The following is a 12,166-nucleotide window of genomic DNA, read 5'->3' as shown; positions in this document are numbered from 1 at the left end:
AGGGTTAGTGAATGTGGCTGCCGCCGTTCACGTCCAACGTTGCGCCGGTGATGTAGGATGAAAGGTCGGAAGTCAGAAACATGCAGGCTGCGGCGACCTCGTCGGGCCGACCGGGGCGGCCAAGCGGTATCCCAGCCGTGAGTTCGTGTATGCGATCCTTGGAGACAGCATTGCTCACGAAATCGGTCTCGATCAGCGAAGGACAAACCGCATTGATGCGAACGCCTGCCGGTCCAAGCTCGCGGGCGAGAGATTTAGTGAGGCTGAGCACGCCGCCCTTCGACGCCGCATAGTGCGCGCCGCCTACAAGTCCGCCACCTCGCTGTGCTGCCACCGAGGCGACGCTGACAATAGAGCCGCTGCGCTGCGCGGCCATCGGAGCGGAGAAGGAGCGGATCACGTTGAAGGCGCCCGTCAGATTGACGGCGATGACTTCATCAAAGTCCTTGCTGCTGATTTCGTCATGTCTGCCGGAGCGAATGATGCCCGCGCAGTGAACCAGAGCATCGATCCTATTGAAGGCCTGCATGACCTTTGCCGCGGCCGCATCGCAGTCCGCGGGGGACGCGATATTGCAATGCAGTCCCAGGGCCGACGACTGCGAGTAGATACCTGCAAGTTCGCGAGCGGCATCGTTCACCCGCTCGCTGATATCGAGCATCGCGACTTGAGCTCCGTTTGCGGCGAGCATGTTGGCGGTGGCCCAGCCAATCCCGTGTGGGGACGCTGCACCTGTGACCACGCAGACCTTGCCCTTCATCAACATGAGAGCCTCCTCCTTCGTTAATTGAGGTTGCCTTTACGATGTTTCATATATGAAGTCAAATATTCATTGATGAAAATAGAGATGGACCCAGAGTCGGATATTTCATATGTGAATTTGATAAATCATGTGCCGAATGATCGGGCATGCGGCGCAACGGACCGATTTCTCGTCGATTCCAAATAAGCGCAACCAGGGAGGCAGAGCCGGTGACACATCAGCCACTTACGGGTATTCGCGTTTTGGACCTGACAAGCGTCGTGGTGGGACCGACCTGTACATGGCGTCTCGGGCAGTACGGCGCTGAGATCATCAAGGTCGAAGCTCCCGAAGGCGATCTCATGCGCGGCTTGGGAGGGCTGTCACCGACCAGTCAGCACTCGGGCACTTACCTTCATCTCAACCGAGGAAAGCGCAACGTCTGCCTCGACCTCAAGAAGCCCGGCGCAAAGATTGTCGTTGACCGTCTCATAGAGTCGTCGGACATCATCATCGCAAACATGCGCCCGCGTGCGCTTGAGCGCCTCGGTCTCGACGCGGCGACGATCCGCGCCAAACATCCGCAGAAGATCTATTGCTTGATCACGGGCTATGGAACGGACGGGCCCTACTCCGGCCGGCCGACCTATGACAGCGTGGTGCAGGGAGCTTCGGGAATCGCCGGCCTCTTCCTCGCCCGGGACGGCGCGCCGGCGTATGTGCCTCTTGTAATCTGCGACCATGTCGTTGGAGAGATTGCGGCCGGTGCGATCCTGGCAGCGGTGGTCAAGCGGAACGCGGGCCGTGGTGGCAGCAGCCTCGAAATTCCCATGTTCGAAACCATGGCCGCCTTTGTCTTGCAGGAGCACCTGGCCCAACAGAGCTTCGATCCCGCGGTCGGACCGGTGGGCGATCAGCGGCTGCTCAATCCACAAAACAAGCCGCTACGCACCGCCGACGGATGGATTTCGGTGACTATCAACACCGATCCGCAAGTTCGGGCCTTTCTGAAGGCCGTAGGCCGGGACCAATTGCTGGGTGATCCGCGCTTCGCGACCGTGAATGCGCGGGCGATTCATGTGAAGGAATGGTTCGAGATCAGGGGAGCTGCTCTGTCGGGCAAGACCACGGCGGAGTGGCTATCGGTGTTTCAGGCAGCCGATATTGCCGCGATGCCATGTCACACACTTGAGTCCTTGTCGGACGATCCGCACCTGCAAGCCGTTGGATTGATGAAGCATGAGGATCACCCGTCCGAAGGCCGCATCGCGGCCATTCGGTCGACGATCCGCTGCGACGGAGCATATCCGTCGCTCCGGGAATGTGCGCAACCGCGAGGGTGGGAGACAAGAACGGTCCTTGAGGAATTGGGATTGGACGCTGCCGATATCGACAGGTTGTTCGCGGCGGGTGCCGCGATAGCGAGTCATAGTTGATCGGTGGCGCTCTTGAGAGACACCTAAATCGTAAAGAATTCCAATCAACAGGGATAAGCGTATGTCAGGTCACCGACTGAAGGGAAAAGCCACGATCATCACCGGTGGTGGAGGTGGAATTGGAACCGCGGCTGGCCGGATTTTCTGCGGGGAGGGAGCAAAGGTTGCTCTGGTCGATCGCGACTCATCCATCGTAAATGAAGCCGCGAACGAGATCCGCAGCAGCGTAAAGGACGCGCACGTGGAAGCAATCGTTGCGGATCTCGAGGATGAGAGCGCCGCAAAGAGTGTAGTCGATCACGTCGTCGCTACGTTCGGCAAACTCGATGTGCTCGTGAACAACGTAGGAATTAGACGCTACGAGCCGCTCGCGGATGCAACTTGGGACACCTGGGATGCAATCGTGCGGGTCAATCTGCTAAGTTTCGTATCAATGGCCCGAGCATCGCTACCGGCTTTACGTCTCAGTGGAAAGGGCAGCATCATCAACGTGTCGTCCACCTATGCTCTTTACGGCCGCAAGGGCATGGGTGCCTATGATGCCACGAAGTCCGCTGTTCTGTCGCTGACGCGGACGCTGGCTTTCGAGGAGGCCGAATATCGCGTCCGTGTGAACGCGATCTGTCCCGGCTTCACCCGAACACCGTTCCATGTCAAACGGCTCGGGGCCAAAGCAGTTGATGAACTGGTTCCGCCGTGTGTGATGCGTCGGTGGGCCGACCCATCCGAACTGGCCTACCCCATGCTGTGGTTGGCGTCCGACGAGGCGTCGTACGTCACGGCGGCGACGTTCATGGTGGACGGTGGCCTGCCCGCCTGAAGTGCCGGGTGAGCGGTCATCCGGCAGAGCTGGATGACCGTTGCCTATCGACGGTTCACTCGTCGAGCCGGCGTTTGTCCACTGACCGTGGCGGCTTCGCCCACCTCATTTCGCATTCCCGGCGTTTCTCCATGGCGCCAGCCCATTCGCTCGGAAAGGGCCCGAGCCGCTTTTCCGAGTACGGCTTCGACATCGGACACCGTCTTCTTGTTGCTCTGGTCGAGCCGCTCAGCATAAGGCACCGTCAAGGCCGCAATCGCCCGATTTTGAGTGTCCAGGATCGGATAACCAACCGCGTGCAGGCCCTTTATCTGCAGGCTGACAATCGATTCGAAACCGCGTTTCCGGATTTTGTCGAGAATTGGCGTGATGTCCAGGCTGGCATGTTCCGGGCGACGCTGAACAGATTCCTTGACGCGCAACGCGATGGTTTCCGGATCTTGGAATGCGAGGAGCGCGCGCCCCGAGGCGGAGACCAACACGTCGAGTTCGGCTCCGACGCGCAGACTGAACCCCATGCCAGCGGGGTTGTCCACTTTCGCGATCACGATCTGGCGGCCCTGATTATAGACCGTCAGGTGACAAGCTTGCTGAAGGCTGGATGATAGCTCCTGCATGAGCGGTCCGGCCTCGGCCAACAGCCGGTTTGTGGGTGGATTGCTGTGGGCCAATTCAAAGACCTTTGTCGTGATCGCGTAGGTATCGGCAATATTGACGATGTAGTTGCGATCCACCAAGCACGTCAGCATCCGATAAATTTCGCTTACGCTTCGACCGAGGCTTTCGGCGATCTCGGACTGCGACAGCGGGATGTTGCTGCGACACAGCATCTCCAGAATATCGAGCCCTTTCTCAAGAGCCGGAGCCGAATACGTCGGACCTGACGGTACCTTCTTCGCCTTACTCGCCGAGCTGGGTGTTCTTGCGGGCCGCTTCATCCAAAAACCTGATCCAACTTGTTTGCCTGCCTGCCGAAGCTACCGGCGCGACACGCAAGAGCCGCCCGTCGGCATTAGCCAATGCATAGCCGAAAATCCCTGCCTGTCCATGGAGAGTAATCCCTCATCCAGTGGCGAGCTGGCCTACTTGCATCGCTCCGACGCAGGACCATGCTTCGGAAAGTTAATGGTTTCATATATGAACTATTGACTTGATATATGAAATATGATTTTTGACGCGAGCCTTGAGCGAGATCGAGCGATTTCTCGTCGAAGGCCAAAAAAAATAACGTCCAAAGGGATGCCCGGACTCGCGAAGCAGATGCGTCGCGAACTTAAAAGAAGCGCCCACCAAGGAGCGCCGACGTCAAATTATGGAGGAGATTTGAGTGATGCGCTCGATTATCAGCGCTCTTGCGTTGTTGGCCCTTATCAGCGGCGCGTCCGCGCAGACGACCGGACCAATCAAAATCGGCATTTTGAACGACCAGAGCGGCATTTACTCGGATCTTGCTGGACCCGGGTCCGTCATCGCAGCGCGCTTGGCTGTGGAAGACGCGGGCGGCAACGTCCTCGGCAGGCCCGTCGAGGTCGTCATCGGCGACCATCAGGGGAAACCGGACATCGGTGCTGCGCTCGCCCGCCGCTGGTACGACGTCGAGGGTGTCTCGGCCATCTTTGACGTGCCTGTATCGTCTATCGCTCTCGCCGTTCAGGAAATCGCACGCCAGAAGAACCAGATCGCAATCTTCTCGAGCGCCAGCGCGTCCGACATCCTCGGCAAGTCGTGTTATCCCACGACCTTCCAATGGACCTTCAACACATTATCGGCTGCGCGCAGCACCGCATCTGCCGTTATCGAGCAGGGCGCCGGCTCCTGGTATTTCGTCGCGGCCGACTACGCGTTCGGACGCGCAATGGTGCGCGACGCGACCGACGTGATCAATCAGAAGGGCGGGAAAGTATTAGGTGCCGTCTGGCACCCACTCGGGACCAGCGATTTCGCCTCGTACATCCTCCAGGCACAAAGCTCGGGTGCGAACGTTATTGCGTTCGTCAGTGGCGGTTCCGATTTCGTCAATGCGCTGAAGCAAGCGAACGAGTTCGGCGTCGCATCCGGCGGACAAAAGATCGTCTCGATGCAGACCTTCATTTCCGACATCCATGCGATCGGCCTGTCGATTGCACAGAATCTCACGCTCACAGCGGCCTTCTATCATGATCTCGACGACCAGACGCGGGTCTGGTCGAACCGCTTCGCCAGCTTGAGTGGTGGAAAGATGCCGACCATGGCGCAGGCCGGCGTCTATAGTGGCGTTCTCCACTACCTGAAGGGGGTCGCCAAAGCAGGCACGACCGATGGTCCCGCGGTAGCCGCCGCAATGCGTTCGCTTCCGGTCGACGACATGATGACGCACGGCGCTCGCATACGCGACGACGGTTGGGTTATGCGCGACCTCTATCTGTTTCGGGTCAAGACTCCCAGCCAGTCGAAAGCGCCTTGGGACTATTACCAACTACTCGGAAAGATTGACGCCGAACAGGCGGCGCCACCACGGCTTCCGGATTGCAAGTGACTGGCTGGGCAACCGAAGAGGTGGGGCCAACGAATATCTTCCCATTCACTTTGAAAAGGCAGGCGGCACTCCTCGCCTCAAGAGCCCACTGAGGTGGCCCCCAACTAGTTCCGCGAGCACCGAACTCGCGACGCGAGTTCGGTGCCGGGACACTGGCCTTGACCTGGCGGGGATCCGCCGAAGATCGGAAGGATAAAGATATGCCCGTCGTACGCGTTAGCTGGTTCAGCGGCAAGGATATCAAGGCAAAAGCAGCTGTGGCCGCCGAAATTACCGAGAGCATCGTGAAGAACACCGGGACGGACGCAAAATACATCTACGTCATTTTCGAGGACGTTGAGCCCGCAAACTGGGCCGGTGCAGGAAAGTTGTTCGGCGAATAAGTTTAAGAAGCTGATGCCGTCGCCGTCCGGGATCGGCGATGCTGCGTACGGGGTGCGCGCGTTCTACAGCGCGATGAGGGGACGAAAAGGCAAGATCCGAAGATCGAAAGCCACGCAGGTAGCTGCTGCGATCGTTGGCAATGCGTTCGAGTTTTTGCAGACTTCATCATTCGTCTGCTTCAGCCCGTGATAGGCATCCAATTGTAGCGTTCGTACCGACGTTCGCGGTTAGCCTCTGCTAGATTAGCTCTCTTGCAAGCTCAATTGCGGAGACCCAGGATGAGCAGGGGTCTCCAGAAAGCGGAGACACTGCGCTTCGAGAACAGCATCATCATGTCGATTGGTGGGCGTTCGTCGCCTGTGTCATCGGCTCACTTGCCGCGTATGGGCTTAGCCGCTTTTCCTACCAGTTCCTGGTTTGGCGCAACAAGGAGATCTGCAATCCGATTTCGCCGGCTTCAAGGGTGATCCGGCGCCGGCGCCCGGAGCTTCCGTGATCGTCGTCGCCGGCGACACGCGGCAGGGTCTCGCCGCCGCCCTGCGGGAATTGCGCGCGGCCTGTCCGCCGCCGCTCGAAGTCGTGGTCGTGGCCGGCAACCACGAGTTCTGGGCGCGCCCGGCATTGCCCGCGGCGATCGACGAAGGCCGTCGCGTCGCTGCCGACCTCGGGCTGCACTACCTGGAGAACGAGGTCGCGGTCATTGGCGGCGCGACGGGCGTCCGCTTCGCCGGCTGCAAGCTGTGGTCCGACTACGGGTTATTCGGCGAGGCCTCACGCGCGGCGGCGATGCGCGCGGCCCTCGAAAGCATGCGCGACCACAAGCGCATCAAGTGGAGCTCGAATCCTTGGGCGCGTTTTCGCCCACAGGAGGCACGCGCATTGCACCTGACGTCTCTGGCATTTCTCAAGGGCGTCCTTGCGACGCACCACCCCGGCCGCGCGTCGTTCAACCTTTCACTTTGTTCTTAGCAGCGCGAACAGTGGGCGGACGACACCGGTAAGGAGCTCACGTTCCGAACTCGTCCGTGCCAACACCCGGATGCCTAGCGTTGCGCTGAGGAAGAGGCGGGCTAGGTCGGCAGCCGGCAGTTTGGTTCGAATTGTCCCGTCGGACTGGCCGTTGGCGATGCAATCGCGCAGGTACTTCTCGATTCGGTCGAAGACGTTCGTAACCAGATCACGGAAGTCAGCGTCATGCGGGGCGACCTCAAGCGCGGTGTTGACGACGAAGCATCCTTTCTGCAGGGCGTCGGCCCGCGTCTCCTCTATGAGAGCGTCGAAGTATCGCTCCAGTGCGCGTAAGGGCGGGTCATCGTCCCCGAAAATCGCCGAGCAGGATTCGAGCGCCCGACGAACATACCGATCGAGCACGAGACGGTAGATGGCCCTCTTATCACCGAACGCATTGTAAAGGCTCGGCGTCGTCATTCCGGTGTGGTCGGCGAGGTCACGCATCGATGTCGCCTCATAGCCGTTCGTCCAGAAGCGCTGCGTTGCGGCTTCAAGCACCGTGTCTTCATCGAATTCCCTGGGCCTGGCCATGTAGATCCGTCGGTCTATGAGCAGAGCGAACAACCTAACCCTGTTTTATTACGATCGTCAAAAAATCTATTGCATGTTTTATGACGATCGATATAAAACAAATTGAGCCGATGCCCGCGCCCGACCTCGACCACCGATAGTCGGACGATCCCGGCACGGAACTTTGCCCGTACATGCCGACCGTGATCCGCACAGGAGGAATTCGCATGATCAAGCACCTCAACCCCTCTCGCCGCGACTTTCTGAGCACGACCGCTATCGGCCTGGGCGCGGTGGCCCAGTTCACACTAACGGGTGCGGCACGCGCCCAAACCAGGAGCGAACAGATGAGCGAGCATGTCCAAGTAGATGGGATTTATCCCTTCCCGGCTGTGATGCAGACGCGGACGATCGAAACCAACGGTACATCTATCCACGTGCGGGTCGGCGGTCATGGCCCGGCAGTGGTCCTGCTGCACGGCTTCGGAACATCGGGCGACATGTGGGGTCATCTGGCGAGTGCACTGATCGAAGACCGCACGATTATCGTGCCCGACCTGCGTGGGTCGGGCCTCTCGTCGAAGCCTGACGGGGGCTATGACAAGAAGAATCTGGCGGCGGACGTGGTGGGCGTCGTGGACGCTCTGGGCGTGCGTACGTTCGAATTGGTAACGCACGACATCGGCATTATGGTGGGCTACGCAGTCGCGGCCACCCACCCTGAGCGCGTGAGCCGATGGGTGGCGATCGATGCGCCGCTGCCCGGCATCGGACCCTGGGAAAAGATCCTGCAGGAGCCGGCCATGTGGCACTTTGGCTTCGGTGGTCATGACATGGAGCGCCTGGTCGCCGGCCGCGAGCGCATCTATCTCGACCGCTTCTGGAACGAACTTTCCCGGCATCCGGAGCGATTTGATGAAGCGAAGCGCCAGCATTATGCGGCGCTCTACGCGCAACCCGGCGCAATGCGAGCGGGCTTTGCCCAGTTCCTGTCGTTCAGCCAGGATGCGACCGACAACAAGGCGTTCCTCGCGAAAGGCAAACTCAAGATGCCGGTCTTGGCCCTGGGTGGCGAAGCTACGTTCGGGCCGATGATCGGCGCGGTGGTGCGGTGTGTCGCCGATAACGTCGAAGACGTGATCATCCCGGATTGCGGACACTGGATCACGGAAGAGCAGCCGGCCGCGACGACAAACCTTGTCGTCGACTTCCTACGCCGCCGTTCGTAAGTTAGCTGCGTTACGCGGTGCGGCGCCGCTCGGCTGGGTCCAACCGGCGCCGCAGCCCCTCCACAAGCAAGGGGATTTGTCGTGACTTCTGGCCGCTCGAGACGGATCCAGGTCACCGGTCAGGAGCAGGATATGAACGCGCTGCCAAACATCGGTCACGTCACCGCACATTCTGACAGCGATGTTCTGCACTGGCTGACAAACGACACGCGCGACGAGCGCTTCCTTGACACTATTTTCGCTGAGCTATGTCTCCGGCTCCAGCGAGCGGGCATTCCGGTCAAGCGAGCGACGCTTCATGTCATGATCCTCCATCCGCAATGGCTCGGCTCCCGGATCATGTGGGCCGACGGGACGCGCGAAGCCGAGCTTAGGAGAGTAGATTACGACGTCAGGGAGCGTCCTGACTACATCGACAGTCCCGCCAACGAACTCCATGATGGGGCCAGCGAGGTGCGCGAGAATCTGGAGCGCGACACCGCGTTGAGCCGCAAGCATGCCTTCTATGACAGGATGCGGGCGAAAGGCCTCACTGACTATGTGGCGTGGCCGCTGTACCATACACTCGGCAAGCGGCATATTGTGACCTTTGCAACCGACCAGCTCGGAGGTTTCGACGACGCGCATATCGCCGGCCTGTTAAGGCTGTTGCCGGTTCTGGCGTTGGTCAGCGAAATCCGGATGAAGAACCGGCTGGCACGAACGCTGCTTGAAACCTATGTCGGGTCGCATGCCAGCGAACTCGTTCTGGCTGGCGCCACGAGGCGCGGAAGCGGAACGACGGTACGCGCCGCCATCATGATCTGTGATCTTCGTGATTTCACCCGGATCTCCGACAATTGGCCGCGTGATGACGTGATTGATCTTCTGAACGGCTATTTCGACGCGATGTCGGAGCCGATTGCGCGACATGGCGGGGAAATACTGAAATTCATAGGAGACGGTCTGCTTGCCATCTTTCCGCTCAGCAACCCGTCGGCCTGTGCAAATCTGCTGTATGCCGTGACTGAGGCCCGCCAGGCCATGATTGCCTTGAACGAAAAGAACGGCGAAACCGGCCGTGAGCCGCTCAAGTACGGCATCGGCATCCATGTCGGCGACGTCATGTACGGCAATATCGGGTCACAGACCCGGCTCGACTTCACGGTGATCGGTCCGGCGGTCAACATGGCTTCGCGTCTCGAAACCCTCACCAAACAACTGGGGCGAACGGTGCTGCTGTCCCGCGCGTTCACGGACTTCGTCAACAGCGATTTCGACCTCGAACGCGTCGGCGAATATCCGGTGCGCGGCTTCAGTGATCCAATCGAGCTGTTTGCGTATCACGGCTGAATGCCGGTCCATTGGTCAACGCCCGAGCGCCCCGAGCGGGGTTAATCGGCCTAGGGAGCCCGCGGATGCTGATCGGCGGGCGAGAGGCCGCTTCGGGCCGCGCAAGATCCTCCGCCACTCACAAGCGTCTGCCGGATATAGCTTCCAAATAGCGCTCGCCGTCGAGCGCGCCACACAAAGTTCTTACTTGCACTGTACCAACTAGTATGTATGTTTTCATCAGGTTTGGAAGATGCCGAAGTGATCTCTTTTTATCTGGAGCTGACTGCGCGCGTATTCGCGTTCAACGCCATGAACAACAAGCGAGGCTCAGGTGCACCGACCTACAATCGTTGTGCCCCGCACTGACCACCAACGACGAAGCAACTATGGAAACTCGGATGATCCGTCAGATTGAGACAACGACCCGCCGTGACTTGTTGCGGATGACCGGCGCGGCCGCTGCAGCAGGGGGAGCCGCGCAGGTGTTTGGCACGGACGCACTGGCGCAGACGGTGGTGGGTAAGATCAAGGCGATCGGATTCGATGCGTTCACGATATTCAACCCGCTCTCGGTTGACGGGGTAATTGATGAAATCTTTCCCGGCAAAGGTACTCAGTTGGCCAGTGCTTGGCGCACGCGCATCTTCGAGTATTGCTGGCTCAGGACACTCAACCAGACTTATGTAGATTTTTGGCACATCCTGGACGATGCGTTGGTGTTCGCGTTCAAGGCTGCGAAGATCGAGCTCAAGCCGGACGCGCGCGATAAATTCATGGATGCCTTCCTTCGCGTGAAACCTTGGCCGGAGGCGGTCGAGGCGCTTAAATCGATGCGACAAGCAGGGATCCGACTGGCTTACGTCTCGAATCTGACCCCGAAGATGCTGACGGAAATGAGCCAGAGCGCCGGCATCCTCGATCTATTCGAGCACATTTTGAGCACTGATCGCGTGAAGGCCTACAAGCCGGATCCGCGCGCCTATCAGATGGCCGAGGTTGTGTTCAATTTGCCGCGCGAAAATATCGTGTTTGCGGCGTTCGGGGGGTGGGACGCAGCAGGTGCCAAATCGTTCGGCCTCAAGACCTTCTGGGTGAATCATGTGAACGCGCCCGTTGAGGAGTTGGGTGTAAGGCCCGACGCCATTGGGACGACACTCACCGAATTGGCAAGATACGTCACTGCATAATTTCCCCTTGCTGAAGGCGAACGCATGCCGGCTCAGGTTTCCGGATTGTCTAGATACCCGATCAAGGGGCTCTCATCTGAGCCCCTCAACTCGGTGACATTGCAAGCTGGTCGAGGCGTGTCGGGCGACAGGGCATTTGCGTTGGCGCTGCCGTCGACCGTGTTTGACGAAACAAATCCTCGGCCGCTGAGCAAATTCGAGTTCATGGTGCTGGCACGCCAGGAAGCTTTGGCGCGGTTGACAACGTCTTACGACGGCAGCACCGGATTGTTGTCAGTGATCGACGGTACTGAAAGATTGTCGGCGAACGTCCAATGTGCCGAGGGTTGCGCCGCTATCGCAGCGTTCTTCGCACGCTTTCTTCCCGAAGGTCAGAAATCATCGAAGCCGCGACTCGTCACTGCGGCCAATCATTGCTTCACCGACGTCGGGGTGCACTCGTCCGAGCTCATGCACGCTATATCGGTGCTTAACCTGGCCTCGGTGAGGGACCTCGAAGCGCGTATCGGCGAGCGGCTCGATCCGCGCAGGTTCCGGGCAAATATTCTCGTCGAGGGACTCGATCCGTGGGTAGAGAACGAGTGGCTCAACCAGGAGCTAATGCTGGGTTCTGTTCGGTGTAGGGGCATGCGGCTGACCCGCCGTTGTCCGGCCACCGAGGTCAATCCCGATAGCGCAATCCGGGATATCAACGTTCCTCGTGAACTGATGCGTATTTTCGGTCACATTCATCTCGGCATTTATCTCACCGTGACCAAGGGAGGAGCGTTGCGCATCGGCGACACGGTCACTGCGGCCGGCTAAGCGACCAGCACGACACGGTGATCCGGTCTCGTGCGCGTCGCGGGTTAGTTATCGTCGTGGGGCTGAACAGTAGGCCAGTCGTCCACGAGCCATTGGTGAAATAAGCCGTACAGGCAAAGCGATCATAGCCGCGCAGCGAGTAGGGCCCCTCGCAAGTCTCTCGAGCGAGCTTGGGTCGCTTTGTTCAATCTAACCCTAAAACGAGGATTTCGTC

The 12,166-nt window shown here is 59.3% G+C and carries 12 protein-coding genes; 9 read left to right on the top strand and 3 right to left on the bottom strand.

Going from position 1 to position 12,166, the window contains the following annotated elements; all coding sequences use genetic code 11:
* Window positions 1-4 precede the first annotated feature (4 nt).
* On the bottom strand, window positions 5-766 hold the full coding sequence (locus UP06_RS01135; RefSeq protein WP_044999849.1) for an SDR family NAD(P)-dependent oxidoreductase: 762 nt from the start codon (window positions 764-766) through the stop codon (window positions 5-7).
* Window positions 767-972: 206 nt separating this feature from the next.
* Between UP06_RS01135 and UP06_RS01130 the strand changes: the two genes are divergently transcribed.
* Both UP06_RS01130 and UP06_RS01125 read left to right on the top strand, forming a co-directional pair.
* Window positions 973-2,178 carry a CaiB/BaiF CoA transferase family protein gene (locus UP06_RS01130; protein WP_044999920.1) on the top strand — a complete coding sequence of 402 codons (1,206 nt, stop codon included), beginning with the start codon at window positions 973-975 and terminating at the stop codon, window positions 2,176-2,178.
* Between the two features lie 61 nt (window positions 2,179-2,239).
* Window positions 2,240-2,998 carry an SDR family NAD(P)-dependent oxidoreductase gene (locus tag UP06_RS01125; protein WP_044999847.1) on the top strand — a complete coding sequence of 253 codons (759 nt, stop codon included), beginning with the start codon at window positions 2,240-2,242 and terminating at the stop codon, window positions 2,996-2,998.
* A 44-nt stretch (window positions 2,999-3,042) separates the two neighbouring features.
* Here UP06_RS01125 and UP06_RS01120 read toward each other — a convergent pair whose 3' ends face one another.
* Window positions 3,043-3,936, bottom strand: coding sequence for an IclR family transcriptional regulator (locus UP06_RS01120; RefSeq protein WP_082078501.1), 894 nt, complete (start codon window positions 3,934-3,936; stop codon window positions 3,043-3,045).
* A gap of 392 nt (window positions 3,937-4,328) precedes the next feature.
* On the opposite strand from UP06_RS01120, the gene UP06_RS01115 reads away from it, so the two are divergent.
* The 3 genes from UP06_RS01115 (at window position 4,329) to UP06_RS01105 (ending at window position 6,866) form a co-directional block, all read left to right on the top strand.
* Complete coding sequence (locus UP06_RS01115) at window positions 4,329-5,513, top strand: ABC transporter substrate-binding protein (RefSeq protein WP_044999846.1); 1,185 nt, start codon at window positions 4,329-4,331, stop codon at window positions 5,511-5,513.
* Between the two features lie 200 nt (window positions 5,514-5,713).
* On the top strand, window positions 5,714-5,896 hold the full coding sequence (locus UP06_RS01110; protein ID WP_044999845.1) for a tautomerase family protein: 183 nt from the start codon (window positions 5,714-5,716) through the stop codon (window positions 5,894-5,896).
* Window positions 5,897-6,389: 493 nt separating this feature from the next.
* Window positions 6,390-6,866 (top strand): metallophosphoesterase family protein, encoded by a 477-nt coding sequence (locus UP06_RS01105; protein WP_156162695.1) that lies wholly within the window; start codon window positions 6,390-6,392, stop codon window positions 6,864-6,866.
* Here the strand turns inward: UP06_RS01105 and UP06_RS01100 are convergent.
* Window positions 6,852-7,472, bottom strand: a complete 621-nt coding sequence (locus tag UP06_RS01100; RefSeq protein ID WP_245305368.1) for a TetR/AcrR family transcriptional regulator — start codon at window positions 7,470-7,472, stop codon at window positions 6,852-6,854. The two genes, UP06_RS01105 and UP06_RS01100, sit on opposite strands and share 15 nt — an antisense overlap.
* Before the next feature lie 173 nt (window positions 7,473-7,645).
* Between UP06_RS01100 and UP06_RS01095 the strand changes: the two genes are divergently transcribed.
* From UP06_RS01095 to UP06_RS01080, 4 genes are all read left to right on the top strand, one after another.
* Window positions 7,646-8,647: an alpha/beta fold hydrolase gene (locus tag UP06_RS01095; RefSeq protein WP_502691254.1), complete on the top strand. Its 1,002-nt coding sequence runs from the start codon at window positions 7,646-7,648 to the stop codon at window positions 8,645-8,647.
* A 132-nt stretch (window positions 8,648-8,779) separates the two neighbouring features.
* Entirely contained in the window at window positions 8,780-9,979 is a 1,200-nt protein-coding gene (locus tag UP06_RS01090) for an adenylate/guanylate cyclase domain-containing protein (protein ID WP_044999844.1), read from the top strand.
* Window positions 9,980-10,359: 380 nt separating this feature from the next.
* Window positions 10,360-11,148, top strand: coding sequence for a haloacid dehalogenase type II (locus UP06_RS01085; protein WP_050031521.1), 789 nt, complete (start codon window positions 10,360-10,362; stop codon window positions 11,146-11,148).
* Window positions 11,149-11,172: 24 nt separating this feature from the next.
* Window positions 11,173-11,952 (top strand): MOSC domain-containing protein, encoded by a 780-nt coding sequence (locus UP06_RS01080; RefSeq protein ID WP_044999842.1) that lies wholly within the window; start codon window positions 11,173-11,175, stop codon window positions 11,950-11,952.
* Window positions 11,953-12,166 lie beyond the last annotated feature (214 nt).

It is taken from the genome of Bradyrhizobium sp. LTSP857 (genome assembly GCF_000938285.1).
In the GTDB taxonomy this organism is placed as follows: Bacteria; Pseudomonadota; Alphaproteobacteria; order Rhizobiales; family Xanthobacteraceae; genus Bradyrhizobium.
The sequence above is the reverse complement of the archived record's forward strand: the minus strand, read 5'-3'. Positions and strand labels throughout refer to the sequence as shown.

Excerpts from the sequence above, each read along its gene's own strand:
- UP06_RS01135 (WP_044999849.1), bottom strand. The coding sequence starts at position 766 with ATGTTGATGAAGGGCAAGGTCTGCGTGGTCACAGGTGCAGCGTCCCCA.
- UP06_RS01125 (WP_044999847.1), top strand. The coding sequence starts at position 2,240 with ATGTCAGGTCACCGACTGAAGGGAAAAGCCACGATCATCACCGGTGGT.
- UP06_RS01120 (WP_082078501.1), bottom strand. The coding sequence starts at position 3,936 with ATGAAGCGGCCCGCAAGAACACCCAGCTCGGCGAGTAAGGCGAAGAAG.
- UP06_RS01115 (WP_044999846.1), top strand. The coding sequence starts at position 4,329 with ATGCGCTCGATTATCAGCGCTCTTGCGTTGTTGGCCCTTATCAGCGGC.
- UP06_RS01110 (WP_044999845.1), top strand. The coding sequence starts at position 5,714 with ATGCCCGTCGTACGCGTTAGCTGGTTCAGCGGCAAGGATATCAAGGCA.
- UP06_RS01095 (WP_502691254.1), top strand. The coding sequence starts at position 7,646 with ATGATCAAGCACCTCAACCCCTCTCGCCGCGACTTTCTGAGCACGACC.
- UP06_RS01090 (WP_044999844.1), top strand. The coding sequence starts at position 8,780 with ATGAACGCGCTGCCAAACATCGGTCACGTCACCGCACATTCTGACAGC.
- UP06_RS01085 (WP_050031521.1), top strand. The coding sequence starts at position 10,360 with ATGATCCGTCAGATTGAGACAACGACCCGCCGTGACTTGTTGCGGATG.
- UP06_RS01080 (WP_044999842.1), top strand. The coding sequence starts at position 11,173 with ATGCCGGCTCAGGTTTCCGGATTGTCTAGATACCCGATCAAGGGGCTC.